Source organism: Erythrobacter donghaensis (assembly GCF_001557325.1).
In the GTDB taxonomy this organism is placed as follows: Bacteria; Pseudomonadota; Alphaproteobacteria; order Sphingomonadales; family Sphingomonadaceae; genus Erythrobacter; species Erythrobacter donghaensis_B.
The window spans coordinates 1-24046 of sequence record NZ_LSJS01000188.1 but is presented as its reverse complement, the minus strand read 5'-3'; the positions used below and the strand labels follow the sequence as shown (position 1 = coordinate 24046).

The 24046-nt window shown below is 63.6% G+C and carries 25 protein-coding genes; 12 read left to right on the top strand and 13 right to left on the bottom strand.

Going from position 1 to position 24046, the window contains the following annotated elements; all coding sequences use genetic code 11:
* Positions 1–77: 77 nt before the first annotated feature.
* From AX692_RS11420 to AX692_RS11405, 5 genes are all read right to left on the bottom strand, one after another.
* A complete protein-coding gene (locus AX692_RS11420) occupies positions 78–674 on the bottom strand; it encodes a pyridoxamine 5'-phosphate oxidase family protein (protein ID WP_067401755.1) in 597 nt (198 codons plus the stop codon).
* On the bottom strand, positions 671–1303 hold the full coding sequence (locus AX692_RS11415; RefSeq protein WP_067401753.1) for a DJ-1/PfpI family protein: 633 nt from the start codon (positions 1301–1303) through the stop codon (positions 671–673). Before AX692_RS11415 ends, AX692_RS11420 begins: the two co-directional genes overlap by 4 nt.
* A 29-nt stretch (positions 1304–1332) precedes the next feature.
* Positions 1333–1605, bottom strand: a complete 273-nt coding sequence (locus tag AX692_RS19680) for a hypothetical protein (RefSeq protein ID WP_067401751.1) — start codon at positions 1603–1605, stop codon at positions 1333–1335.
* On the bottom strand, positions 1602–3674 hold the full coding sequence (locus AX692_RS11410; RefSeq protein ID WP_073974049.1) for a pyridoxamine 5'-phosphate oxidase family protein: 2073 nt from the start codon (positions 3672–3674) through the stop codon (positions 1602–1604). Before AX692_RS11410 ends, AX692_RS19680 begins: the two co-directional genes overlap by 4 nt.
* 65 nt (positions 3675–3739) lie before the next feature.
* Positions 3740–4360, bottom strand: coding sequence for a glutathione S-transferase family protein (locus AX692_RS11405; protein ID WP_073974048.1), 621 nt, complete (start codon positions 4358–4360; stop codon positions 3740–3742).
* Between the two features lie 320 nt (positions 4361–4680).
* Here AX692_RS11405 and AX692_RS11400 point away from each other — a divergent pair, with 320 nt between their 5' ends.
* The 4 genes from AX692_RS11400 to AX692_RS11385 all read left to right on the top strand — a co-directional run bounded on the left by AX692_RS11400 (position 4681) and on the right by AX692_RS11385 (position 7225).
* Positions 4681–5559: a LysR family transcriptional regulator gene (locus AX692_RS11400; protein WP_230960972.1), complete on the top strand. Its 879-nt coding sequence runs from the start codon at positions 4681–4683 to the stop codon at positions 5557–5559.
* 112 nt (positions 5560–5671) lie between these two features.
* Entirely contained in the window at positions 5672–6277 is a 606-nt protein-coding gene (locus AX692_RS11395) for an outer membrane protein (RefSeq protein WP_067401745.1), read from the top strand.
* Positions 6278–6352: 75 nt separating this feature from the next.
* On the top strand, positions 6353–6679 hold the full coding sequence (locus AX692_RS11390) for a hypothetical protein (RefSeq protein ID WP_155646311.1): 327 nt from the start codon (positions 6353–6355) through the stop codon (positions 6677–6679).
* Positions 6680–6802: 123 nt separating this feature from the next.
* The gene (locus AX692_RS11385; protein WP_067401741.1) at positions 6803–7225 is read left to right on the top strand and encodes a helix-turn-helix domain-containing protein; all 423 of its coding nucleotides are present in this window, start codon (positions 6803–6805) and stop codon (positions 7223–7225) included.
* A gap of 36 nt (positions 7226–7261) precedes the next feature.
* Here AX692_RS11385 and AX692_RS11380 read toward each other — a convergent pair whose 3' ends face one another.
* The 3 genes from AX692_RS11380 to AX692_RS11370 form a co-directional block, all read right to left on the bottom strand.
* A complete protein-coding gene (locus tag AX692_RS11380) occupies positions 7262–7957 on the bottom strand; it encodes a type 1 glutamine amidotransferase domain-containing protein (protein ID WP_067401739.1) in 696 nt (231 codons plus the stop codon).
* A gap of 964 nt (positions 7958–8921) precedes the next feature.
* Positions 8922–9926 carry a S41 family peptidase gene (locus tag AX692_RS11375; protein WP_073974046.1) on the bottom strand — a complete coding sequence of 335 codons (1005 nt, stop codon included), beginning with the start codon at positions 9924–9926 and terminating at the stop codon, positions 8922–8924.
* 1 nt (position 9927) lies between these two features.
* Positions 9928–10395, bottom strand: a complete 468-nt coding sequence (locus tag AX692_RS11370) for a MarR family winged helix-turn-helix transcriptional regulator (RefSeq protein WP_196490174.1) — start codon at positions 10393–10395, stop codon at positions 9928–9930.
* A 144-nt stretch (positions 10396–10539) separates the two neighbouring features.
* Here AX692_RS11370 and AX692_RS20540 point away from each other — a divergent pair, with 144 nt between their 5' ends.
* Together AX692_RS20540 and AX692_RS11360 are read left to right on the top strand one after the other, a co-directional pair.
* Positions 10540–11613: a helix-turn-helix domain-containing protein gene (locus tag AX692_RS20540; RefSeq protein ID WP_073974044.1), complete on the top strand. Its 1074-nt coding sequence runs from the start codon at positions 10540–10542 to the stop codon at positions 11611–11613.
* A gap of 76 nt (positions 11614–11689) precedes the next feature.
* Positions 11690–13180: a S41 family peptidase gene (locus AX692_RS11360; RefSeq protein ID WP_073978498.1), complete on the top strand. Its 1491-nt coding sequence runs from the start codon at positions 11690–11692 to the stop codon at positions 13178–13180.
* Positions 13181–13377: 197 nt separating this feature from the next.
* Here the strand turns inward: AX692_RS11360 and AX692_RS11355 are convergent, their stop codons facing one another.
* The gene (locus AX692_RS11355) at positions 13378–14862 is read right to left on the bottom strand and encodes a S41 family peptidase (RefSeq protein WP_196490173.1); all 1485 of its coding nucleotides are present in this window, start codon (positions 14860–14862) and stop codon (positions 13378–13380) included.
* Positions 14863–14963: 101 nt separating this feature from the next.
* On the opposite strand from AX692_RS11355, the gene AX692_RS11350 reads away from it, so the two are divergent.
* Both AX692_RS11350 and AX692_RS11345 read left to right on the top strand, forming a co-directional pair.
* Positions 14964–15437 carry a MarR family winged helix-turn-helix transcriptional regulator gene (locus AX692_RS11350; RefSeq protein ID WP_073974041.1) on the top strand — a complete coding sequence of 158 codons (474 nt, stop codon included), beginning with the start codon at positions 14964–14966 and terminating at the stop codon, positions 15435–15437.
* Between the two features lie 84 nt (positions 15438–15521).
* Positions 15522–16640, top strand: a complete 1119-nt coding sequence (locus AX692_RS11345) for a serine hydrolase domain-containing protein (RefSeq protein WP_073974040.1) — start codon at positions 15522–15524, stop codon at positions 16638–16640.
* Here AX692_RS11345 and AX692_RS11340 read toward each other — a convergent pair.
* Complete coding sequence (locus tag AX692_RS11340) at positions 16634–17338, bottom strand: ABC transporter permease (protein ID WP_073974039.1); 705 nt, start codon at positions 17336–17338, stop codon at positions 16634–16636. The genes AX692_RS11345 and AX692_RS11340 overlap by 7 nt on opposite strands.
* Entirely contained in the window at positions 17335–19446 is a 2112-nt protein-coding gene (locus AX692_RS19035) for a DUF418 domain-containing protein (protein WP_081095266.1), read from the bottom strand. Before AX692_RS19035 ends, AX692_RS11340 begins: the two co-directional genes overlap by 4 nt.
* A 91-nt stretch (positions 19447–19537) precedes the next feature.
* Here AX692_RS19035 and AX692_RS11330 point away from each other — a divergent pair, with 91 nt between their 5' ends.
* The gene (locus tag AX692_RS11330) at positions 19538–20047 is read left to right on the top strand and encodes a DUF2975 domain-containing protein (protein ID WP_073974038.1); all 510 of its coding nucleotides are present in this window, start codon (positions 19538–19540) and stop codon (positions 20045–20047) included.
* A gap of 2 nt (positions 20048–20049) precedes the next feature.
* Complete coding sequence (locus tag AX692_RS11325; protein ID WP_073974037.1) at positions 20050–20253, top strand: helix-turn-helix domain-containing protein; 204 nt, start codon at positions 20050–20052, stop codon at positions 20251–20253.
* Between the two features lie 35 nt (positions 20254–20288).
* Here the strand turns inward: AX692_RS11325 and AX692_RS11320 are convergent, their stop codons facing one another.
* Both AX692_RS11320 and AX692_RS11315 read right to left on the bottom strand, forming a co-directional pair.
* Positions 20289–21869: a serine hydrolase domain-containing protein gene (locus tag AX692_RS11320; protein ID WP_073974036.1), complete on the bottom strand. Its 1581-nt coding sequence runs from the start codon at positions 21867–21869 to the stop codon at positions 20289–20291.
* Between the two features lie 127 nt (positions 21870–21996).
* Positions 21997–22446: a GFA family protein gene (locus AX692_RS11315; protein ID WP_196490172.1), complete on the bottom strand. Its 450-nt coding sequence runs from the start codon at positions 22444–22446 to the stop codon at positions 21997–21999.
* A 790-nt stretch (positions 22447–23236) separates the two neighbouring features.
* On the opposite strand from AX692_RS11315, the gene AX692_RS11310 reads away from it, so the two are divergent.
* Together AX692_RS11310 and AX692_RS11305 are read left to right on the top strand one after the other, a co-directional pair.
* Positions 23237–23614 carry a DUF6249 domain-containing protein gene (locus tag AX692_RS11310; protein WP_073974034.1) on the top strand — a complete coding sequence of 126 codons (378 nt, stop codon included), beginning with the start codon at positions 23237–23239 and terminating at the stop codon, positions 23612–23614.
* A 29-nt stretch (positions 23615–23643) separates the two neighbouring features.
* On the top strand, positions 23644–24024 hold the full coding sequence (locus tag AX692_RS11305; RefSeq protein ID WP_196490171.1) for an RNA polymerase sigma factor: 381 nt from the start codon (positions 23644–23646) through the stop codon (positions 24022–24024).
* Positions 24025–24046 lie beyond the last annotated feature (22 nt).

Sequence of the window (24046 nt, the reverse complement as noted above, 5' to 3'; positions counted from 1 at the left end):
ATCGGGCATCGATCCCGTATCCTGATTGCATCTAGCTCATCGCATTCGTCGACTGAACGCAGATAACCCGCAAGAGATCATTGCGTCTTACGGAATGCTGCAAATTCGCTTTCGAGGGCAGCAATTCGCGCATCGCGCTCGGCAAGAGCGGTGGCCACAGCATCGGCCGGGAACAGCTGCGGGATGTGCTGCGGGCAATTGATATCCCACGCGGTCACCTCGAAGCGGATCACCTGTTCGGCCCGGGCGCGGTAGCCTTGGGGCATCAACTGTGCGGTCAGCGCGGCATCGCCTTCGATCACCTCGGCCCGGCCCCACAGCTTCACCCGCTGGCGCTGGGAGTAATCCATCAGGAAGATATAGGCCTTGGGGTTCTCGGCGAGATTGCCGGTGGTGATGAACTGGCGGTTGCCCTTGAAATCGGCAAAGGCAAGGCTCGTTTTGCCCGTCACCTTCAAGAACCCCGGCGGGCCGCCGCGATGCTGGATGTAGGGCTGTCCGTCAGCGCTGGCGGTGGCGAGATAGAAGCTGCGTACACCTTCGATGAAGCTGGCGAGCTGGGAGTCGATCATCTGGCCCATTTCCATGTCCTCGTAGATCGTGCGCGATCCCTTGCGCTCCTGCGCCGCCTTGACCGAAGACGTGAAGGCGATGTCGACTGGCCGCACGCTCATGCTGCGGCCACCTGCGGCGTCGTCAGCCAGGCCGGATCGGGTCGGGGCACACGCATGAGCTGGCGGATATGCGCGGCATTGGCGGGGCTGGTGAGGTTTTCGAGCAGCTTCAGCGCCACTTCGATCGCGGTGCCGGGGCCGGTCGAGGTGATCATGCCGCCATCCTCGACCACCGCCTGATCGACAAACAGCACGCCGTGCGCTTCCAGCTGCGCCTTCCGCTTGCCGCCCACCTGGTGATAGGTCGTCGCTTTGCGCCCCTTGATCACCCCCGCCGCGCCCAGCGCCAGCGAAGCCACACACACCGAGGCCACCGGACGGCTGCGCGCCTCGAAGTGGCGGATCACGTCAAGGAAAGGTTCGGACAGCGCCTCCTTGTAGAACCCGGCACCGTCGAAGCCGCCGGGGATCGCCAGCGCATCAAAGCTGTCCAGTTCAAGCTCGGATACCAGTGCGTTGGGGATGACCGAAAAGCCGAAGGTCGCCTTGAGCGGCGAGGTGAGCCCCGCCGAAACCAGTTCGACCGGCTCATCGCCGTCGATCGCAGCCCAGCCGAACACATCGGTAAAGCCAGCCGCCTCAAGCGGTTCGAAACCGTCGGCCAGAAGCAGGAGCACTCTTTTTGTCATGGGTATCTGTCCTTGGATGGAATTGGGTTTCATGCACGATCCCTGCCGGGTGGCAGGGGCTGGTGGTCGTAACAGCGGCTTTCGCAGGTCCGCTCGATCAGGCCTGCGAGCGGCAGGCGCCGTTCCCCGACCTTCTCGGTATCGATCCCGGCCAACCGCAGGCCGAGGAGCGCCGCTAGGACAAGTCCAGCAAGAGCCGGGCTGAGCCAACGGTGCCCGCTGTCGCCATCCACCCGTGGGGGTGGGACATAGCCCCAGACCAATTCTTCGGGCGCAGGCAGGGTGATCAGGGTCCAGTTCACAAATCGATCTCCAGCGGACCGCTGTCGCGGTGGGGCACCGCCGAGCAGACCAGCACTTCCCCTTCGGCCACAGCGACCGAGGGCTTGTTGGAATAGGCAACCTTGCCCTTGAGCAGCTTGGCCGCGCACATGCCGCAGGTGCCCCGGCGGCAGCTGAAGGGAGCACTCACGCCCCGCATCTCGGCGAGCTCGAGCAGGGTGCCGCCCTCCGGTTCCCAGCGCGCTTCCTTCGCCGAAGCGGCGAAGATCACCGGCACGCTCTCGGTCGCTGCGGGGACAGGTTCGGGCGCGTCCGCGCCCAGATCGGGACGTCGCGTCAGCGAGGACGGGCCGAAAGCCTCGGCATGGATGCGATTATCGGCAACATTGAGATCGCGCAGCCCATCATAGACCCCCTGCATGAAGCCGGGCGGGCCGCACATGTAGAAATCATAATCGCCAAACGGCAGGAACCGCGCGAGATCGGGCGCCGCAAAGCGGCCCTGCCAGGTGAAGTCCTCACCCTCGATTTCGCCCGCATCGGGTTCGTCATGCACGGTGACGAAACGCACCGCGCCCTTGGCCCTTTCGACCAGCGAACGGATCTCACCATCGAAGGGCCGCAGGGCACGGCTGCGCGCGGCGTGGACCAGCCAGGTCGGCCGGGTGCCGCGCGTGCGCAGCCCCTCGAACACGATCTGGCGCAGCATGGCGAGCATCGGGGTGATGCCGACCCCGGCCGCAATCAGCACCGCCGGGCGCTTCTCATGGCCTTCAATAAAGAAGTCGCCCGCCGGCCCGCGCGCCTCAATCACATTGCCTTCGCTGAGGCCGTGGAGATGGCCGGAAAACAATCCCTGTCGCTTGACGCTGAGGCGATAGGTGCCGTCCGATGGGGCGCTCGACAGCGTATAGGTGCGCACCACCGGTGCCGCCTCACCCGCAATACTGGCGCGCACCGGCAGGTGTTGCCCAGCCTTGTAGTTCGCGATCGCGCCGCCATCCGCGGGTTCGAGCGTGAAGGAGGCGATCTCGGGCGTTTCCTGCTCGATCCGCGCAATCCGCATGGGCCGCCAGCGCGCGGCCAGCTCGCTTGCAGCGATGCGCGCGGCGGTGTCTTCCCACGATCCGGTCATGGCGGTGTTGGGCGAGACATAGTCGGACGACTGGACCTGCCAGCGCAGCGGCAGCGCGCCGCGGCGCCGGATGATCCGGCGCGGGGTAAAATGCCACTGGCGCTCTGCCCCCTGAAAATGTTCGATCTCCGGGCCCTCGAATTCGAGTGCGGGTTCGCCCGTCAGCTGCAGCACGTCGCCGGTGGCAAAATCGATGAAGATCAGCCCAGCGCGCGGATTTGCGACGAAATTGCCAAAGGTGTTGTAGTGCAGATTCCCGGCGAAGTCCGGGATAGTGAAGCGCCCGTCGTCACCGATCCGCACGAAGCCGGGCTTGCCGCCGCGATGCGACACGTCGACCTGCCGCTCATGATCGAGATCGACGTAAGAGGCGACGAAGAAGGTGTCGGCCGCAGCGATCATCGCCCGCGCCGCGTCATCGAGCGCGGGCAGTTCCTCGGCCTCGATGGTCAAAGGTGCTTGCGGATCGCGCGCAAAGGCGAAGTCCCGCAGCTGGATATATTGCGGGCAATTGCCGAAGGCATGGCCGACGGTGACGGCAAAGCCTTCCGCGCTGACGCCATGCACGGTCCCGTTCATGCGGTTGCGCCGCCGGTTGGCCAGCTCGATGCCGAGCATGCCGATCGCGGCACCTTCGGCGATGCCGGTAGCCGCGGGGTCACTCTGATCGGGCCGGTGGCCGATCAGGAGCGAGCGCGGATCGGGCGAGCGGATGAAGCCCGGCTTGCCCATCACCAGCGAGGCCCAGACATCGCCCGCCGGATCGACCGTGCCGATCATCATGAAGGGGAGCGAGGTGTAAAAGTCCCGGTGCTGATCGGGCATGTGATCGAAAATGATCCGCGGCGCAGCCTTGGCCATGCGCTCGGCCACACCGAGCCGCTGCTGCACCGCCACCTCGCCCGGATGCCAGATCGGATGGGCGAGCGCATTGAGTGGTTCGGTTGCGGTCATCGATTGGCTCCTGGTCGGTTGAATGGGGCGGATCATCCTTGCGACAATCCGCCCCCAAAGGTGCGTCAGGCGGCTTTGCGCAGCCCGATTTCAGTCTGCTGGAAGGCGACGAAGCCGGGGAGGGCGGCGACCCGGTCAAGCCAGGCATTGACATTGGCGTAGGAGGCCAGATCGACATTTCCCTCCGGCGCGTTGGCGATGTAGCTGTAGAGCGCGATGTCGGCGATGGTCGGTGCGGCGCTACCGATGATCCAGTCACGGCCTTCCAGTTCAGCGTCGATGACCTTGAGCACGCCGTGCGCGCGGGCGATCACTTCGTCGGGGTTGAAACCCGCGCCGAAGACAGTGACCAGCCGTGCCGCCGCCGGGCCGAAGGCGATTTGACCGGCCGCGACCGAGAGCCAGCGCTGCACCGCTGCCGCTTGAGCGGGGGCTTCGGGAAGCCAGTCGGTGCGGGCGAACTTCTTCGCCGCATAGACGAGGATCGCGCTCGAATCCGCGATCACGATGTCGCCATCGACCAGCACCGGCAATTGGCCGAAACGGTTGAGCGCCAGGAAATCCGGTGCCTTGTGCGCCCCAGCGGCGAGATCGACATCGATGACCTCAACCGGTGCGCCGATGAGTGAGAGAAACAGACGCGCGCGGTGCGCATGGCCGGAGAGCGGGTGGTGATAGAGCTTCATGGCGTTGACCTTTCCTTGGTTCGATTGCCGGGTTGCTGTCGTTCAGGGTCGACGCGAGACGAACTAAACTAGGCCCGGCGGACACAGAATGCGGAAAGGCCTCAAGTCAGTATTTCAAAAAGTGGAACGGCCAAGGGCGATCAGTCTGAGCAAAACTGTGGTTGAGGACAGTCGTGCGCTGCGAATGTCGAGGAGGATCGTTACTCTCAAAGTGCGCAAGCGTTGCACTGGCTGAAACGATCATCTTGTGATCGTCGCAATTGTACCGCATCACGGTTCGCATTGAAGCAGAGAGGTGGGCTATGGACCGATACCACGCGATGCGTGTCTTCGTCAGGATCGCGGAAACCGGAGGATTTGCCGAGGCCGCGCGTCAGCTCCACATGAGCCCTCCGGCCGTCACCCGCGCCGTCGCCGCGCTTGAGGACCTGATCGGCGCTCGCCTGCTCACGCGCACCACCCGCGCCGTCAAGTTGACTGAGGCGGGGGCGCGGTATCTCGAAGATTGCCGCCACATCCTTGCGGCGATTGAAGAAGCCGAGGCTGCCGCTGCCGGGTCCTACGCCACACCAACCGGCGTTCTGACGGTCACATCGTCAGTGCTGTTCGGCCAAATCTACATTATGCCGCTGATGACCGAGTTTCTCGATCTCCATCCGCAGGTGACGGGGCGGATGCTGCTGCTGGATCGGGTGGTCAACATGGTCGATGAAGGCGTCGATGTCGCCATTCGGATCGGCCACCTTCCAGACTCAAGCTACAGCGCAATTCGCGTCGGCTCGGTGAGACGGGTCATATGTGCTGCGCCCGACTACATTGAAGCCCGTGGACTGCCACAACATCCCGGCGATCTGGCAGACCATCGAATCATTGCTGCGACCAGTGCATGGACGTCACTCGAATGGCGCTTCGGGGCCAAGGCCGAGATTGCCGTCACTGTGAAGCCCGCGCTGTTTTCGAATTCCAACGAGGCCGCCATCGGCGCGGCGCGATCAGGTTGGGGACTGACCCGGGCCCTGTCCTACCAGATCGGCCCTGACCTAATCGAGGGTCGCTTGCAGATTGTCCTGGAGGACTTCGAACAGCCACCGCTGCCGGTCAACATCGTGCATCCGGACGGGCGCAATGCCTCTGCCAAGGTCCGCGCCTTCATCGATTTTGCGCGCGATCGCCTGCGCGCCAATCGCGTTTTCAACTGAGGCAATTTCGGAAGATGGAATAATCCATTCCATCAAAGCCGAATTATCGGCGATGTCCGGTGCATCTATTGCCAATTCGTCCCCGCCTCGGGGTTTGAATTGGAGAATATCGATGAAGAACACCTTGCTTCCGCTCGCCATTCTTGGCGCGGGTTTCGTCTTTGCGGTGCCCGCTCAGGCCGACACTTTCGACGGTCCCTATGTGGGCGTGACCGCTGGCTGGGATCGCGGTGAAGTCGATTCCAGCATCAACAGCCAGGCGATCGATGCCGAAGCCAGCCGCGATGCCCTGGTTCTCGGCGGCTATGCCGGCTACAACTACAAGCTATCCGAAAAGGTCGTGATCGGTGCCGAAGCCGGCTTCACCGCCACCGTCGATGACCGTATCCGCACGGCTTCGGCTGGAAATGACCTCACCATCGACCCGCGCTACAGCTTCGACCTCACCGCCCGTGCCGGTTATCTCGTGAGCGACAAGGCGCTGGTCTATGTCCGCGGCGGCTATGCCAACAACCGTGTTCGCACCTCGCTCGACACCGGCACCGGTATCCTGCGCGATAGCGAGAACCTCGACGGCTGGCTGGTCGGCGGCGGGGTTGAATACGCCATCACCGACAAGATCTCTGCCCGCGCCGAATACCGCTACAGCGACTTCGGCAACAACGGTGGCGATTACGAGCGTCACCAGACGCTTTTCGGGATCAGCTACAACTTCTGACAAAACGCCATGTGGCCTGCCTTGTCTGCCCGACAAGGCCTGATGAGGCAGGCCTGTAACCGAGAACTCGCGCACATGACTCATTCCCTCACCAGCCGAACCATGGTTCAGGTCAGGCTCGCCCTGAAGAGCGACTGCGGCTGCAGTCGTACTTTGTCAGCACTTGAGCGTGACGCCCGCAGCTCGGGGCTTACTGGAGCAGAGATCGATGCTGCGCTCGAGAAACGCAGCTTTGAAGTACGGACCAATGCTGCGATTGCCTATGCCTGCGCATTGCAGTCTGGCAATCAACGCGTGGTGGATGAAGCGTACCTTTGCGCCTTGCGCGTCGGCTGGACGCACGAACAGCTGGAGGAGCTTGGTCAAATTATTGGCACGCTCGCCGCCAACCCACAGACCTGACGTGGCCCCGGGAAAGCGGGCCGGACACATTTTCAGCCTACGGTTTGAAATCTGCAATCCGTCGGCGGCCCGCCATTCTAGCAATGTCTTCGTGCCATTCACAATTCCAAGGAGGCTCGAGTCATGTTGCACTACGGTGACGCCGAAACAGTAGGCTCGTCGGTCGAAGTGCTGACGAGGTTCCATTCGCATAAGAGTGCGGATGAGCGGCTGATGGCAATGGCACCAGTCCGCCTGCGCCGTGCAATCAGCTTCATCGAGCGCAACATCGACGGCCCCCTGCGGGTCGACGACATCGCTTCGGAAGCGGGTATGTCGCGGTGCCATTTCATCCGCTGTTTCAAGCGGGAAACCGGGCGCACACCCTACCAGTTTGTCATCTGGCGCCGGACGCTGAGGGCAGTCGACCTGCTTGGTGATCCCGCCATCCCGTTGGTTGAAGTCGCACTCGCCGCAGGCTTCGCCTCACAGGCGCACTTCAATCAGACGTTCCGTCGCTTGATGGGAGACACGCCGGGCAGATGGCGGCGGGACCGCATGGGTTAAGGCACCGTCCCGGGCGCTCCTCGGCCGTGCCACCGATCAGCTTCCGCCTTCGTTCAGGATTTCCATGACCAGCGCCGCAGTGCGGGTTGCCGATGCGGGGTTTTGTCCCGTCACCAGTCTTTGGTCCCGCACCGCAAAGGCCTCCCAATCGCCGGCCCCTTCGTGCAGCGCACCCAACTCGCGAAGCCGGGTTTCGAGCAGGAAGGGGACGGCCTGGTCGAGGCCGACGGCGCGCTCCTCGCTATCAGTGAAGGCGGCGAGCCGGCGACCTGCGACAAACGGCGTTCCGTCAGGCTTGCGCGCCGCCACCAGCCCCGCAGGACCATGACATACGGCGGCAATGACCTTGCCCTCGCGGTCGAACCGTTCGATCAGTTGCGCAAGTTGCGGGTTTTCCGGGTAGTCGAACATGGTGCCATGCCCGCCCGGCAAGAACACGGCATCAAAGCTTGACGGATCGACCGCGGTAAAGGCGGGCGTCGTGGCCACTTCGGCCTGGAGCTTTGGATCGTCGAGATAGCGCTCAACCGAGGCATCATTTTCGCCGCGCGGACCGAGGCTCCGCGCATCGACAGGGATCGGCCCGCCCGTGATCGAGGCGAGTGTTACTTCGGCACCGGCATCGCGAAAGGCATAGTAGGGCGTGGTCAGTTCCTCGAGCCACACGCCAGTGGGCTCATCACCGGGGATCATGCGATCGGCGGATGTGGCAATCATCAGGATACGAGGCATGTCAGACGTCCTTTCGGAAGGGCATAGGTCGCGGCGGAAGGGTGTGTTCGCGCATTATGTGGAGGTGTGGCCAAGACAGGCATGGGACGGCAACAGAAAACCCAGGAATCCTAACTGATCGGCATGAGATTTATTATATTTCAGCGACGTCACTCGAAGGGTCATGAATTTTTATCGAATTTGACGGAAGGCGCGGCTAAATGAGGCAGCGCACGATCCTTGTGTGAACCAGTCGGGAGCCTCAACTTTCGATCCATTCCTGCCAATGGCTGCGAGGATTGTCCTCGCGAGCAGTCGATGCTGAGTGAATGATCTGACCGCAGCTGTGGGCATTCCTACGTCTGGAAACAGCTATTTGGCAAATGGACTATTTGCGGACTTCGGGACAATGAGAGGAACCGCTGATCGTCCGCGAATGGCCGATCGTCTAGAATTCTGATCACCTTGCCGCATGGCTAAAGAGTGGGGGTATTCAAGGGGGTAGCATAATGGCCATTGTCTAAATTTTTAACTTCAAGTCATATGCTTAACGGTTAGCCAAAAGTCCCTCCTCCGCTACCATTGAAGTAAATATCTAAACATAAACCATAAAATCTTGGAAGGTGGGACTCGAACAATGTCGGGGTTCCGCTTCTGAAATGGCTGCTCAGTCGCTGGATTCGCGCGGCTTTGAGATGCTTGGGTGAAGGACCCGCAACCTGAAAAATCCCCCCATATCGACGGGTTCGGGATATTTTGGGGCATCCCCGGCAAGGCCGCTCCGGTGCGCGTAGCGATCCTCGATCTCGGGTCGGTGTCGAGCGGCAGCGGGGGCGCGAGGTAGCGCTCGATCGGCACATCGAGCCCGATGATATCCTCCTTGGCCGGTTGAATGACTGTCCGTCCAGACACTCAGCCAGCAAGCGCAGTCACGGCGAAACAGGCAACGCCAGTCAGAAGCTTTGCCATCGCCCCTTGCTGCGCATCACCGCTTCGCTTCCAAGGGGGCAAGCCGTGCCCGCGCAAGTTCCAGAGCCTTCTCAAGCGCTTCGTCGGCAGGGACAACAACGTCAGGCTTAACGCCCGTTCCCTGCCAATTGCCTCCGGTTATCGGATTGATGGATTTTCCTTCCGGCAGATCCAGCGCGAAGTGCGGGTGGACCCGCCGGTACTCGAACGGGTGCGCACCCCCGCCAGTAACCTCGCCCACAATAATGGCGCGCCCGAGGGCTTGGAGGTCATAGGCGAAGGCCTCGGCAGCCGAGAAGGTGCGGCGCGAGGTCAGGATATAGAGCGGCTTTTTCGTGCCGAACCTTCTTCCGGGGACCCACACGGGCGAGGTGCTGGCCGACATCCTGTCGGTCGGACGATCGTAGCCTCCGCTCAACGGCTGACCTTCATCCAGCAAATAGCCGGTCACCAGACTGCCCGCCCCCGCTCCGCCGCCGTTGCGCCGAAGATCGATGATGAGCGCGTCGCCCTGTGCGACGACGTTCATCGCGGAGGCGAAGACGTCGCCCGCCATTGATACCGGCGGGAATACCCGGAGATCCAACAGCATGATGTTGCCTTCGAGGCGCTCGATCTTCTCGATCCCGTGATTGAGGTGCGCACCATACCATCGTTCCATTTCGCCGGCCGAGAAGGCCTCCTCGCCCCCCGCTTCGGCGATCGGCTGTATGCTGTAATTGAGGCCGAGATGCCCGTCGCCAGACGTCTCGCGAAGCCATCGCGTGACAGCCTCGGCATATTCTGACGGATCTGCGATCTGCGACCATCGCGGTGCCGCCCGGCGCAACTGCCGCGCGAGCCGCTTGCCGAGCTCGGCATCGACATAGCGGCTTTCCAGCAGCCTCGCTGCATTGTCGATGATGCGTGCCCGGTCCGCTTCCATGAGCACGATGCCCTGGCTGATCTGGCCGGTTTGGGCGTGGGCTGGCATTCCTAGGATCATGCAGGCTGCCATCAGCGGCAAGGCAAAACGCAGCATATCAGTCTCCCCGTGTGTGCCTGTCGATCCGGTCAAGGAAGCGCTCCTTGCGCAGCGCGTCGCTCGCAGCGTCAAGTATCGCCGAAAGGGCGTAGGGAAGCTCGCGGTCGAGTTCATCCGCGGCATCATCGATTGCGAGCCACATCGGGGCCAGCTCGCCGGCCGTGGCCGCGCCCGCCTGTGACAGCGCGACAGAGCGGACGCGCCTGTCATCCGCGACCGAAACGTCGATGAGCCCAAGCTTCTCCATCTCGGACAGCGTCTGGGTGATGGCGGGCTGCGAGACACCGGCCGCGCCCGCAAGCTCGCCGACGGTTGCACTTCCAGCCGCGAGAAGGTGGGAAACGACCGGGTAGAACCGCGGCCTGAACGGTGTGCCAAGCCGGGCGTACAGGGCCTCGACATCGCCGTCGAGCATCGCAAGGAGTGCGCGGAGCCGGGTTCCCAATCTGCTGGAGAGACGAGTCATATAAGTCCTTATGTAAATTCCGGGCCCGTCGATCAAGGGATTTCTGTCATCCTCGCCGAGCAGGGCTCCCACCCGCCGGCCTCTCGAGCACTGCATGCAGAAGACGCGTTGACTCCAGCGGATTTGGCGGCACCAATACCCCCGATGCAGTTCGGCGCATGGAGCACCCTTCTGGCTGTCCTGGCCGGCCAGAACCTTGTTCTGGGCGTCCTGCTATGGCGGACACCCGCCAACCGGATGGCCAACCGCTACCTTGCATTGCTGCTGGTCTGCGTCGCGGGAATGATGACGCCGTTCATCATCGGCTATGCCGGTGCCTATGACCGCTGGCCGTGGCTCACCTCTGCGCCGCTGGCAGTGCCGCTGGCGATCGGCCCGCTGCTCTACGGCCATGTCACCGCCCTGTCGCGCGGCACGCCCATTGGCCGTTCTCATCTGATCGCGCCAGTGTCCCAGTTCCTTTATCAGGCAGCGCTTTTTCCATTCCCGGTCGCAACCAAGTATTGGTGGGACGAGCACGTCCATCAGCCTTATCTAAGTCCTGCCCTTCTGGTGGCGGTGATCGCCTCGATGACCTTCTATGCAGTCCTTGGTTGGCGTGAACTGGACGCCTACAGGAACTGGCTTGCGGCGCGGCGCCGTCTCACCCGCCCCGCCACCCGCCTGCGCGCCGGCCTGATCTTTCTCGGCGTCATTCTTGTTGCCCGCGCCGCCTGGGACCTGTTCGACCTGCTGGTGAGGCCGATCGACTATTTCGACCTGTTCGTGTTCTATGTCCTTCTCGGCATGTCGGCCCTCGTCATCGGGGTGCTGGGCTGGCGCGATTCGAGTGCGCCGATCGCAGTGATGGATCTATCGGAGGAACGGGACTGGCACGCGCAGGGGGCGACATGGCTCGCGCGCCTCGAGAGTGAAGGCTGGTGGCGCGATCCGGAACTCGATCTCGACCGTCTTGCGCGGCTGCTGGGCACGAATACGACGCATCTTTCGAAGGCGCTGAATGAGGGGCATGGCGGTTTTGCCGAATGCCTTGGCAGGCTGCGTGCCGGCGCAGTTGCCAAGGCGCTGGAACAGGGCAGCGAGGATGATCTCCTCGGGTTGGCGCTGGAATGCGGGTTCGGCTCCAAGGCCAGCTTCAACCGCATCTTCCGCGCGCATCTGGGCATGTCGCCGAGCAGCTATCGCGCGAACGTGCAAGGCTCAAAGGTCACATCATAGGCCCGGCGAGGCCTGATGAGGCGACAGCCGCAGGTGTCCGGACGAGGGAAGCTCCGTCTGAAGACAGGAGCCTCGCATGATCCTTTCGCGCCGCCACTTCATGGCAGGAGGTGCTGCAGCCATCGCAGCCACCGGCCTGCCGACCGTACTCTACGCCGCCGAAACAGGGCGCCTGCGCCCTTCGCAGATGCGCGCGGATCTCGATCTGCTGCAGCGCGCCTATGAGACCGTTCATCCCGGGCTCTTGCGTTATCTGCCGCCTGGCGGTTTCGCGGAGCGTATTGTCGCGGCAAAGGACTGGGCGCGCCGCGAGCGCAGCCTTGGCGAGTTCTACATCGCCCTTGCGCGGATAACCGCCAGCATCCGCTGTGGTCATACCCACCCCAACCCGTTCAACCAGAGTGACGCGGCCTCCGCTGCCCTGTTCGGCGGCCGCAATCGTCTTCCCTTCGCGTTCCGCTGGATCGATGGAGAGATGATCGTGACAGGTGGCAGGGCGGGCACGAGCACCTTGGCACCGGGTTCGCGGATCACCATGATCGACGGAACGCCTGCACGTGACCTGCTGGCAGCCATGCTCCCCCTGGCGCGCGCGGACGGCGGCAATGATGCCAAGCGCGTTGCCCAGCTCGGTATCGGTGCGAGTGACCGATACGCAGCCTTCGATGTGTTCCGGCCGCTGCTGAAGCCGGCGAGGAAGGATGGAACCGTAAGGCTCGGTCTGATCGACCCTCAGGGCCGCACACGGTTGCTGGAAGCCGGTGCACTGACCGAAGCCGAAATCCGGGCGGCCCGGGCCCCCGATGATGCCCCTCTCGACTGGCCGTTCGCGATCCGTCCCGACCGGATCGGAGTTCTCACGATGGGGGACTGGGCGACATACCGGTCCAAATGGGACTGGAAGGCCTATCTCGATGGCGTGCTCGACCGGCTGATCGATGAGGGCGCAAAGGGCCTGATCATCGACCTGCGCGGCAATGAGGGGGGCACCGAGTGCGGCTGGCACCTGCTGGAAAGGCTGGTTGCGGCAGACCTGCCGCTTCCCCAGTTCCGTCGCCGGCTGCGGTACCGTGCCCTGCCATCCGAACTGAACCCCTTCCTCGACACCTGGGACCGGCGCTTCCGTGACTGGGGGGAGGCAGCACAGGGCCCGGACGCCGAAGGCTTCTATGAACGGGTCCAGGCTGCGCCGGATGAGGCGGCAATCTCGCCCCGTGGGCGCAGGTTCGGCGGGCCTGTGGCCGTCCTAGTCAATGCCGCCTGTTCGTCAGCCACGTTCCAGTTTGCCAACGCGCTTTCGGGATCGGGCGTTGCGACGATCATCGGCGAACCGACCGGCGGCAACCGGCGTGGCATCAATGGCGACGCCTACTTTTTCGTGCGCCTTCCCGAAACGGGGCTGGAGGTCGATCTGCCGATCGTCGGGATCTTCTCGGCACGGCCGGAGCCTGATGCCGGGATCATTCCCGATCGACTGGTCAGGGTCACCGCAGAAGACTTGGCGCTGGGACGCGACCGTCAGTTCGCGGGGGCCCTTGCAGTGGTTGGCGGAAATCCGCCCCAATGATCCGCCCGATCGTCGCGTTCCGGCTGATATGCGCCAACTCTGCCAGACACGCGGCGAGTGTAGAGGCAAGCGCCTTGATGCAGGAACCGATGTGCCACTTGTCGTTCCATCGAGCTTCCGGCCCCTTGCCCACGCCCGGGAACTGCCGCGTGCCAAGCACTTACAGCGATATAGGGCCGGCCCCAACCAGCGCCTGTTCACTTTGATGGTCCCGCGCTCGTACTCGAGCGGACGAGTGATATCGCCCGCTGCAGAACCGGGTCGTCGGGCGTCTCGACAACAGGCGTTTCGATGCTGACATCAGGCACGACGCCGCGTCCCGTGAGATCGCCGCTGATGCGGACAATCCTCGCCTTGGGGTAACCGACGACGATCCCGGTCCGTGACAGCGTGAAGCTTTCCATCGCCCCGTAGGTCGTCGCGAGATCCGAGGTTTCCTCGCCCAGAATGGTGCCGAACCCGTAATCCTGAATCAGCGAGGCGACACTGACCGTGTTGGAATAGCTGTGACGGTTGACCAGTACGAAGACCTCGCCCGAATAGCGATGGCCGGCGCGTGGCTGCGCGATGGGTATGGGAAAATCGATGATCTCGCCCGCGCGCGCGCGGCCATAGGCCTCTGCAAGCTTGGCTGAAATTCCGGTGGGGTCGTTGCCGGCAACGGAAAGGCGGGCGGCGTTGGATGCGACCGTCTCGGGTGTCACCTTGATCCTGAACGCGCTGGCGAAGCGGAACGGCCGGTCGGCGAACCAGGAGACGAGGTGGTCGCTGAAGGAGTTGTCTCCGCCGGGGTTGTCACGCAGGTCGATGATGACCTTGCCCGCACCCTTGTCGATCAGATCGGAGAAAGCCCTGTCCACCAGGCCGACGAAGGCGGTGTTGTCGTACATCGCATCGGGGTTCTCGGCTGCGTAGAAAGGACCAGGCCGGAAATAGCCGATCGCATCGTCGATGAGCCGCCAGGTCCGGTCTGATGCTGCCGGATCCAGCAGGGGGATCTGCGACGTCGCGGCACCCATCTCCGCACGCGTCCGGGTCCTGACGAGCACCTCTCGCCCGTCCTCGCCGTAACGGGAAATCTTCAGGCGGATCGCAGGCACGGCACCGAGGCGCTGCCAGATCAGCCGCGGCAGTTCCCATTCGATCATGCTGTGGAACATGTAGCGAGTATCCGCAGACAGATCGGACCAAAGCCCATCGATGAACGTCGTAGCCCTCTCACCCTCGATCGACAGGACCTCGTCGCCCGGCGCCAGCTCGGACTGGTCGCTGGCGTTGGTCATGATGAACACGCGATCGTCCCTGACCCGCAAGGTGAGCGGGAAGGCAGGGCCTCCCGCTTGGCGGAAGGCACGATAGGCGTCGCTGGCCGCGTCGATGCGGCTATGAGCCACCCGGCCGAAGGCGACGAAACGCTGGAACAACCTGATCGCCTCGTCGACGGGCATGGAGCGTGTCATGCGTTCGCGCAGCGCGGCGTGGAGGGCGTCGTGCTCGGCACGGGACCTGTGAGCAAACAGATCGAAATGGACCCGTGCCAGACGCTCATAAAGTTCATCGAAGTCGGAGCATAGGACATCAGGCGCGATCAACAGGTCCTGCCGGGCGTGGCCGACCCCGCAAAGGCCGATCGTGGCCATCATGCCGGCGGTGAAGGCGCGTCTTGAGATTACGGGTGACATTCCAGGTTCCTCATGCGCTAGGTCTCTGGTCATCCGGCCATTATCCGCGCACGCGGGCCGTCGGTGACCGATGGCGCGGAATATAACAGGACTGTTAGATTATGGAAGAGGTGCGTACGCTCGGATCGCTTCTGCAGGAGATGCTTGACCTGCTCGATGCGGGGATGCTGGCCGTCTACCGCTCGGACGGGTTGGACTACCGTCCCAGATTTACGCCCGTGATGCGGGTTCTTGCCGATCGCGGCCCGAGTAGCATCACAACGATCGCGCGCTGCGCGCCGCTTACCCATTCCGCTGCCAGCCAGACGATCGCGCAGATGGAGCGGCTTGGCCTCGTGATCGTGACACGTGGCAATGATCGCCGAGAACGGATCGCGTCCCTGAGCGAGAAGGCGGAAGCGATGCTCCCGCGTATTCGGGAACACTGGTCTGCCACGGCGCGCGCCCTCGCCGACCTCATGGAGGAGACGGGCGTGCCGCTCGACCGGGCCCTGGTCACGGCGATCAACGCTCTCCACCGCAAGGGCCTGCGTGAGCGTATCGCCGAAACTTCCCGGACGCGCGGTGCAGGTTGAACAGTGACTCAGGCTGCCGCTTGAGAGATTCAACAGTGCTGTTATATCTTGCGTCACCCGCCATGGCGCTAGGGAGGTGCTGCGATGAGGCGCGTGACCGGACTGCTCATCATCATCGCTGGCTTGTTTGCCGCTGGGTGTGGAGCAAAGGAGGCAGCGCGCGGGGACGAGGTGGCACTTCAGACCCGGGTCGATGACCTGTTCGCCGATATCGTACCGGCCCGCCCCGGCTATGCGATCGGCGTGATCCGGAACGGTGAGCTGGTCATCGCGCGGGGCTACGGCCTCGCCGATCTCCGGACCGGCGAGAGGATCGGCGCCGATACCGCCTTCAATCTCGCATCGCTCTCCAAGCAGTTCACGGCCGCTGCCATCGCCCTTGAGATAAGCCGGGGGCGGCTGACGCTCGATGATCCGATCCGACGCAGGTGGCCTGAACTGCCGGAGTTCATGGAGCCGGTGACCGTCGGTCATCTGGTCTACATGACCAGCGGCGTCCCCGAATACTTCACGCTTCCCGCGCCGAGGGGCGGGTGGGCATCGGAAAACGGGTTCACTGTCGAGGACGCGCTTGCTGCCGTCTTCGGCAGCGCCGGCCTCGTTTTCGAGCCCGGTACCCGCTGGGCCTATTCCAACAGCAACTACCAGATCCTCGCGGAGCTGGTGGCGCGCCAGAACCGGACGAGTTTCCCGAACCATATGCAGGTCAGCTTCTTCGCGCCCCTCGGCATGCGCCGGACCTGGGTCGATGCACCGCTGGAGCAACGCCCGGGAACGGCGCGCGCCTATGTCCCTGCATCCGGTGCGGGCGAATGGCGCGAGGCACCGCGGCTCTCGCCCCATTACGGCGGAAGCGGGATGTTCTCGACGCTTGCCGATCTGGCGCGGTGGGACGCTGCGCTTTTTCGCGACCACAGGTTCGGAGAGGATTTCACCCGGACGATGCTCTCCACCCGGGCTTACGCCCATCCGAAGACCAACGATGCCTTTGGTCTCGTACGCGGCATTCATGATGGTCTCTCCACGATCTGGTACGAGGGCGGCGACTACGGCGTCTCGACGTTCATGGTGCGTGTTCCGGATCGGCAGCTTACCGTGATCTGCCTTGCCAACTTCGCCGAGGCCGATTGCCGGGGCCGGGCGTACAAGGTGCTCGATGCCGCTCTCCTTGCTTCGCCGAAGAACCCGACAGCCGGTCAGTAATCCCGCCGCGCAAGGTGCCGGATCATGACCGGCAGCAGCAGCAGCCCTCCGCCCAGACCCGCCACGAGAGCCACTGCCGGATTGCCGCCCGGCACCTCCAGTGTCGCAAGAGGCATGGCCCACGGCAGCACGATTGCTTCAGGCGCGCCCATCGCTGCAACGACGAGAAACGTACCCGCGAAGCCAAGGGCAACCGGCGCCACGAAACTCCGGAACCTCAGCGCGACCCACAGCTGGACGACGGCCACCATGAGCGACGCGGCCCACTGCATGCCTGCCATTCTCGCCGCCTCGGCCAGCGGCAACGGACCTGCCGCGCCTGCCAGCGTCCCGAGCGCGAACACCGCCATGGCCAGCAGGACGGACATGATGCCGACCAGAAGGGTGAGGGTGATCACCTTGGCCAGCAGGATGGCACCTCGCGGCACCGGCAATGCAAAGAGATGATCCCAGATCCGGGCACCATGGTCGACCTGCGCGACAAGCGCCGAGAGGGCGGTGATGGTCATCGGCAGGGCGAGATAGGCCCACAGGCCGAAAGCGTTGGTTAGCAGGGCAAGCCAGTCCGGCTCCCCCTGTCTGGCGGCAATCAGCACCGCGACAATCGCTACGAGCAAAGGGGCAACAACGCAGAGCAGCAGGGCAAGCGTGCCGCGCAGTTTCCGGATCTCGTTGAGCAGGCAGGGGAGGATCATCATGCAGCTTCTCCTGCAGCAAAGCGGTTGTAGAGCTGTTCAAGGTCTGTCCGCTGCGGCGTGAGTTCGTAGATTTCGATACCAGCCCCTGCCACGAGCCGGGCAACACGCGCAGCCTTGCTGTCTGTGCCGCTGCCGACAAGCCTGAGGCCTTCCCGCACCGTCTCGAAGCGGAGTGGCTGACTGCCAAGCAGTTCCGATGTCCTGCGCATATCGCTGGTGCGCAGGATCAGGTCAGGGGCCGCAAGCTGCCGGAACTCCGCGAGGGGCCCCTGCGCCACCAACCGCCCGGCGCGCATGAGCCCGATATGGCTCGCCACCTGCTCGACTTCGGAAAGCAGATGGCTGGAGAGGAAAACCGTGATTCCGGCGGTCTCGGGAAGAGCCCGGATCGTCTCGCGCATCTCGGCGATACCTTCGGGGTCGAGCCCGTTGAGCGGCTCGTCCAGAATCAGGAGCCGTGGCCGGCCAAGAAGGGCGCGGGCAAGGCCGAGGCGTTGCCGCATGCCGAGGGAATAGTGCCCCACGCGGCGGTGTGCCGCATGATCAAGGCGGACAAGGGCGAGAACACGGTCAACCTCGCTGGCGGGCAGTTTCAGGAGGCGGCGGGTCATATCGAGGTTGGATCGACCGGAAAGGTGATCATAGGTGGCACGGGCCTCGAGCAACGCGCCGACTTGCCGCGCAGCCTTCATCCGGTCGCGCTGGACGTCGTGGCCGAAAATCGCCACTGCTCCCTCGCTCGGCCTGACGAGACCGAGCAGCATGCGGATCGTCGTGGTCTTGCCGGCACCGTTCGGACCAAGAAAGCCGTAGGTCGCGCCGACCGGCACAGTCAGCGACACATCCTGCACCGCGACCTGCCGCCCGTATCGCTTTGTCAGGCCACAACTCTCGATGGCGAGGGGGGGCTCGTGCCATGTTGCCCTTGCCGGAATTGCGGGATCGCCGCTGAGCCGGCGCCAAAGCACCTCGAGGGGCCCCTTGCCGAACCGCTTCAGCCACAGGACCGAACAGCCAACCTGCACGGCAAACAGGCCGGCGGCGATGGCGATCACCGCCGGACGCGACAGCTCGCCATAGAGGCCAAGGCCCCGTCCGCTCCAGAAAAGCATGCTGAGAACCAGCGACTGCGTAATGTAGTTTGTGAACGCCATCCGGCCGGTTGCCGCCAGTGCAGAGGTCAGCGGCCGGAGCCGGGCCGAGCGCAGCAGCAGGATCAGGCCGGCAGCATAGGCAAGGGCGACGAATGGTGAGAGCAGGGAGGACACGAGGTTACCCCAGCCCTGGGTGCGGATCATCGGGAAATCCGCCGCGATGATCCCGAACCCGTTCCATGCCAGTCCGGCAAGCGCCAGCGCTCCGACAGCGATGAAGCGAAGATAGGTGCGGTTCGTCGCCTCACCCGACAGGAAGCCGGTCCGGAACAGGGCAAGGCCGATCATCATCAGCCCCGCCGTTCGCGGCGTCAGCAGGACAAGGATCTGGACCTGCAATTCGGCCCAAAGGCCGGCATTGGCCAGCTGGGTGGAGGCAAGGTCGCTCCGGAAGGCGGCGAGCTGATCAGCATGCTGCGAGGCAGTCGGGGACCAGGCCATTGCCTTCATCGCAGCCAGTTCCGCCGGAGGTAGGCCCGATTGCCACAGGACAAGCGCCGCGAGCAGTGCTGCAGAAAGCAGAACGAGCGCAGTACCGACCGACAGGAGACGGGAGACCGGCCATGACCGGGCGCCGAGTATGATGGCGCCCGCGATCGCATAGGACAGCAGGATGTCGCCGAACCAGACGAGGGCGCCATGGAGAAGACCGAACAGCGCAAGCCAGCCAAGCCTGCGGCGAAGTACCGGTGAGCGCGCCGGATCACCGCTCTCGCCGCCGACCAGATACAGGCTGACGCCAAAGAGCATCGTGAAGAGCGCGACGCTCTTGTACTCGAAGAACACGTGGGGGATCGCCCATGACCAGAGCGCTGCGCCGTCCACGGCAAGTGGTCCGTAGGTCGGGTTGGCGACCGAGACCAGCGGCGCGGCAAAGAACGGCGCGTTGACGATCACCAACCCGAACAGCGCGAAGCCCCGGAGCACGTCGAGCGAGAGAATGCGATTGGCCATGGATGGTTCTCCTGCCGCCTGCAGTAATTTAACTGAGACTTAAAGACAATCCAGAGTTTAACTCGCACCTAAATTTTGCTAGGGCTCGGCCATGACAACCACCCCCCGCAATGCCGATGCCTTGCGCGCGTTCGCGGCGAGGCTGCAGCGCTTCCTGAGCGCGCTCGTTCTGTTTCTCGCCTTTGTCATCGTCGCGGAGCGCGCGGCCTATGCGGGCCTGTTCGGTTCCGGTGCAGCGACGATCCAAGATCGCGCCGGTGCGGTGGGATTTCAGGCACTGCTTTCGGCCCCTTCGTTTCTCTATCTCGCTGCCCTGTGGCAGCTTCGCGAGGCCGCCGCAGCGGCTGCACAGGGGGTGCCTTTCGGGCCACTCGCGGTCCGGTCGATCAAGCGTGTCGGGTTCTGCCTGATCGCGGGAGCGGCTCTTGCGCTTTTCGCCTTGCCTGCCGTATTCAGTCTTCTCGCAGAGCCGCGGACCAGACTGATCGATCATGATGTTGCCACTCTCATCATTGCCGCGATCGGTGTGGGCCTCAGCTTCCTCGGCCGGCTGATGGAACGGGCGGCCGAAGCCGAGGCCGAACTCGAGCAGATTTTCTGAGCGTGGCAATCAGGGTAACGCTTGACGCCGTGATCGTGGCGCGGGGCATCAAGGCCAAGGACCTTGCGGCTGAAATCGGCGTGAGCGAAACGCACCTTTCGCTGTTCCGCTCAGGCAAGGTGAAAGGCGTCCGTTTCGAAACCCTCGCGAAGCTCTGCGAGGTCTTGGAGTGCAGGCCCGGCGACATCCTGGATCTGGATGACTGACGCCCGAAGCATATGCGCTTCCGGCTAATGGTCGTTCATGATGCTGGTTCAACGCTCTCGCGCTCGAGCCTGTCGAGTGCTGCCCGACGGGCCTTGTTGTCCGGTTCGAGCTCGAGGGCGCGGCGATAGGCGAGGATGGCATCGCCCCGCCGGCCGTTCACCGCCAGCGCCTCGCCGTAGCTGTCGTAAGCATTCGCATCGTCGGGATTGAGCACAAGGTTCAGGCGAAAGGCGTCAAGCGCCAGCGCCTCGTACCCGTTGCGGAGCAGATCATACCCGAGCTGGTTCATCCCGGCGCTGGTCGTGGTCCATCTTTCGGTATCGGACTTGAGCCTATTGAACCGGATCAGCGCCGCGACCGGCCCCTCGGAAACAAGGGTCCTGCCATATTCGCGGGTGAGCGAGCGACGTAGGGGCAGATCGAGTGCCGGCTTTCCGTGCACGGCATTGACGAGAGACGCGAAGCGCGGCCCGAATGCGCCACCGTCGCCATTGTCGTACATCACGACGACACGGCGGCTGTCGAGCTCGCGATAAAGCATCGTCGCTATGCCGCGGCTGAAGCCGGCATGGCCAACCAGCCGTCCACGTTCGGGGTGGCGGCACACTTCCCAGCCGAAGCCGTAGGAACAGCGAGCGCCATAGAGCTCATAGATCCCGGGCTCATCATAGATGCGTCCGTCATTGAAGCGGACAGGTGCGTAGGCCTCCTCCTGGGATTTCAGCGAGAGAATTTTCGCCGAGCTCAGTGCCTTATCGAACTTCACCAGGTCACCGAGCGTCGAGAAAAGGTTCTGATCGCCGACGGTGCTTCCCAGATTGAAGCCCTCATAGCGGAAGGGTCGCATCATGACGGCATCGCGATAGCCGAGCCGGCTCACATCCTCGGGCTCGGTCCGGAACATCACGGCGAGCGTGTGCCGGGTCACCGGCTCCCGATGCGCGCCGATCGCACGTGTGCCCCGCACATAGCTCGATCGCATCCCCGCCGGACGGAAGACACGTTCGCGCATGTATTCGCCGAAGCTCTGGCCCGAGACCACCTCCACAATTCGGGCGAGGAGCTGGTAATTGATGTTGGAATACCTGAATTCTGTTCCCGGCGCGAACCGCAAGGGTTCCTTCCATGCCCTGAGCGCGGGCACCAGGTCGGAGCCCGTGACGACATGATCGGGACGTGCCGCGATCAGGGGCTCATAGAGCTCGAGATCGGGCAATCCGCTCGTATGGGAGAGCAGGTGACGGATCGTGATGTCGGCAAAGGGAAATCCCGGAAGATGCTTCCCGACTGCGTCCTCAAGCCGGAGACGCCCTCTGTCACGCAACTGAAGGATCGCGACCGAAGTGAACGGCTTCGCCCCGGAGGCTAGCGGAAAAACGGCGTCGACATCGAGCGGGGCACGAAGGCGATAGTCCGCGTACCCGTCGGCATGGCTGACAAGCACTTGCCCGTTTTCGCCGATGACGAGGCCGCCGTTGACGAATGGGGGCGCGCCTTCCGGGCGCTGGACAAGCCGTTCGGCACGGCTCTGGAGGTCGGCCCGTTGAGACCCGGACGCGGCAGATGTCCCGGCGAGGCCCATCGCGGCGACGAGAAGAAAGGCGGCCCTGAGCATTTCTGACCTCGCGCAGACACGGAAAATCTTGAGCTTCCGCTTAAAGTCCTCCAATGAAATTTAAGTCAAGCTTAAACTTTCTGACTGGGGAGATGCAGAGGTGGCTCGGGATGTGCGAGGCGGTCTGTCATCTCGGCCCGACGAGCGCCAGCCACTCGTCCTGGGTTTGCGGCTGTTCGGGTACGGCCGGGATCCCATCCGGCAGGGCAATCCATGGTTGCTTGCTCCTCGTCCAGACATGAGCAGCAGGAAAGAGAGCAACCGCGTTATCGAGCGTGCCGCAGCGCAGGGATCCGAGGTCGGGGCGCCTGTCGCTGGTTGCGTAGATGCGCGCCTTGCATCTTGCGCATCCCCAGATCGTCGACCGGCTTCCGCTGGGCTGCTTGTAGAGACCGAAGTCCAGGTCGCCCTCGGCGGTGAAATCCTGCAATGCAAAGAGCATTTGCTCGCTGAACGCGCTCCCGGTCCGTTTCTGGCAATCGGTGCAATGACAGGCGTAGGGACGGGATCTGAAGCCGTCCCGCAAGCTGTACCGAACCGCACCACACAGGCATCCGCCAGTCAGGATCCCCTCCATCTCGCGCTCTCCCCGGTTTGCCGCGAGCATCTAGCATCGGCGCGATGTCCGCGAAAGGCAGGGGCTGGTCCGGATGGGTTCCCACAGGTGTCGGGCCGATGCCCGCTTCCCGGGATGCGGACCTGCGGGTTCTTCGATCTCCATCGCAGGCGACCGGTCGCGGGTTGCAGGCGCAGGGACATTGCGCCTTGCGGAACCGGCCCGTTGCCGCAAGCAGGCCGCGCTCATCCTGAAGACCGTTCCCTGATATCTTTCATCCAATTCGAATGCCGGCGTCGTCTTATCGGCAACTTGGTCCTGAAATGGGGATGCCATCATGCCGAGACGAAAGATTGCCAGCAGGGGAAAAGGCCCTGTCCCGCGCGGAAGGATTCAGTGGTTTGCACCGCTTTTCATTCTGGCAAGCGGGGCGTGTTCCACAACGTCTGCCGAAACAGAGGAACGATGGTACGCACAAGTGCAGCCGAGAGTGACCGGAGAGCATTGCTCGAAGGTCGGCGGGTCACAGCCTGTTTCGCCCGACTGCGCGCTGTTGCTGGGCTACCTCAAGGCTCTGCCGGTGACCGTGTCCGGCAACCAGGTGGTATGTGTCCCCGTCGACCGGCTGCGGCGGACGCCCGGGCTCTGGAATGGGCTGACACCGCGGTTTCGCAAGAGCCTGAGGCAAGACCGGTGGATCGCTGTCCTTCGGCCGGACGGTTCCGGACAGCTGCCGCTTTCCCCGTCCAGCCTCGCCGGGGCACCTGACTGCACTTTCCCCGCTGATTAGCTCAAACCAAAGGAGTTGGTAATGGATCCCATGATCTGGGTGTGGTTCGCGATGCTGACATCGCTCACCATCTGCTTCTGCGTGTATTTCGTCCTGTTCTTCAGGGACCGCCGCGATCGTCAGGAAACAATCCGGCAGGCTCTCAGCCTTCAGCAGCCGGTCGACACGGAAAGCCTGGGCTTGCTCGCACATGGTTTCGCCGATCCGGGAGCCGAGCTTCGCCGGGCGTTGTCGTCGCTAGGCTCCGGCATCGGGTTTGTCGGCGCAGGACTGGTGTTCCACTTCGGCGATTTTGGCCAGAACGTGGTGGTCCCCGTCCTTGCGCTGAGCGCGGTCGTTCTCGGGCACGGAGCTGGTCGCCTGGGCGCGGTCTTTATTCGCAGCCGAAAAGGCGACTAGGTTGATCAACGGTGATGCGCCGTCCAGACATGAGTTCCCGCTCGCAGCGTGCCGACCGGGAAATGGACGATGCGGCCCTGGTAAGGGCTGCGCAGGCCGGGGCCGTGGCCGCCTATGGTGAACTTGTGCGGATCCATCAGGCTGAGCTCCGGCATTTCCTGCACAGAGCGTGTCGCAGTCCGGCTGACGCCGACGACCTGGCGCAGGAGGCGTTCCTCAGGGCATGGCAAAGGCTGAAGGATCTGAATGACCCGCGCCTGTTCCGGTCTTGGCTCTACACCACGGCATTGCGCACGATGCTCGATGTGCAGAAGAGCCGCCGCCGCGCCCGGTCGAGGGACGAACACTGGACCGCCGGGCAGATCGAGATGCGCGGGTGTCCCCCGTCAGCACCAATGGCACAGATTTGAGGTTGTGATTTAAGGAGGGTTG

Excerpts from the sequence above, each read along its gene's own strand:
- AX692_RS11360 (WP_073978498.1), top strand. The coding sequence starts at position 11,690 with ATGATCCTTTCGCGCCGCCACTTCATGGCAGGAGGTGCTGCAGCCATC.
- AX692_RS11380 (WP_067401739.1), bottom strand. The coding sequence starts at position 7,957 with ATGCCTCGTATCCTGATGATTGCCACATCCGCCGATCGCATGATCCCC.
- AX692_RS11345 (WP_073974040.1), top strand. The coding sequence starts at position 15,522 with ATGAGGCGCGTGACCGGACTGCTCATCATCATCGCTGGCTTGTTTGCC.
- AX692_RS20540 (WP_073974044.1), top strand. The coding sequence starts at position 10,540 with ATGCAGTTCGGCGCATGGAGCACCCTTCTGGCTGTCCTGGCCGGCCAG.
- AX692_RS11340 (WP_073974039.1), bottom strand. The coding sequence starts at position 17,338 with ATGATGATCCTCCCCTGCCTGCTCAACGAGATCCGGAAACTGCGCGGC.
- AX692_RS11370 (WP_196490174.1), bottom strand. The coding sequence starts at position 10,395 with ATGACTCGTCTCTCCAGCAGATTGGGAACCCGGCTCCGCGCACTCCTT.
- AX692_RS11375 (WP_073974046.1), bottom strand. The coding sequence starts at position 9,926 with ATGCTGCGTTTTGCCTTGCCGCTGATGGCAGCCTGCATGATCCTAGGA.
- AX692_RS19035 (WP_081095266.1), bottom strand. The coding sequence starts at position 19,446 with ATGGCCAATCGCATTCTCTCGCTCGACGTGCTCCGGGGCTTCGCGCTG.
- AX692_RS11400 (WP_230960972.1), top strand. The coding sequence starts at position 4,681 with ATGCGTGTCTTCGTCAGGATCGCGGAAACCGGAGGATTTGCCGAGGCC.
- AX692_RS11320 (WP_073974036.1), bottom strand. The coding sequence starts at position 21,869 with ATGCTCAGGGCCGCCTTTCTTCTCGTCGCCGCGATGGGCCTCGCCGGG.
- AX692_RS11395 (WP_067401745.1), top strand. The coding sequence starts at position 5,672 with ATGAAGAACACCTTGCTTCCGCTCGCCATTCTTGGCGCGGGTTTCGTC.
- AX692_RS11310 (WP_073974034.1), top strand. The coding sequence starts at position 23,237 with ATGGATCCCATGATCTGGGTGTGGTTCGCGATGCTGACATCGCTCACC.
- AX692_RS11385 (WP_067401741.1), top strand. The coding sequence starts at position 6,803 with ATGTTGCACTACGGTGACGCCGAAACAGTAGGCTCGTCGGTCGAAGTG.
- AX692_RS11350 (WP_073974041.1), top strand. The coding sequence starts at position 14,964 with ATGGAAGAGGTGCGTACGCTCGGATCGCTTCTGCAGGAGATGCTTGAC.
- AX692_RS11330 (WP_073974038.1), top strand. The coding sequence starts at position 19,538 with ATGACAACCACCCCCCGCAATGCCGATGCCTTGCGCGCGTTCGCGGCG.
- AX692_RS11420 (WP_067401755.1), bottom strand. The coding sequence starts at position 674 with ATGAGCGTGCGGCCAGTCGACATCGCCTTCACGTCTTCGGTCAAGGCG.
- AX692_RS11305 (WP_196490171.1), top strand. The coding sequence starts at position 23,644 with ATGAGTTCCCGCTCGCAGCGTGCCGACCGGGAAATGGACGATGCGGCC.
- AX692_RS11410 (WP_073974049.1), bottom strand. The coding sequence starts at position 3,674 with ATGACCGCAACCGAACCACTCAATGCGCTCGCCCATCCGATCTGGCAT.
- AX692_RS11390 (WP_155646311.1), top strand. The coding sequence starts at position 6,353 with ATGACTCATTCCCTCACCAGCCGAACCATGGTTCAGGTCAGGCTCGCC.
- AX692_RS11405 (WP_073974048.1), bottom strand. The coding sequence starts at position 4,360 with ATGAAGCTCTATCACCACCCGCTCTCCGGCCATGCGCACCGCGCGCGT.
- AX692_RS11415 (WP_067401753.1), bottom strand. The coding sequence starts at position 1,303 with ATGACAAAAAGAGTGCTCCTGCTTCTGGCCGACGGTTTCGAACCGCTT.
- AX692_RS11355 (WP_196490173.1), bottom strand. The coding sequence starts at position 14,862 with ATGTCACCCGTAATCTCAAGACGCGCCTTCACCGCCGGCATGATGGCC.
- AX692_RS11315 (WP_196490172.1), bottom strand. The coding sequence starts at position 22,446 with ATGGAGGGGATCCTGACTGGCGGATGCCTGTGTGGTGCGGTTCGGTAC.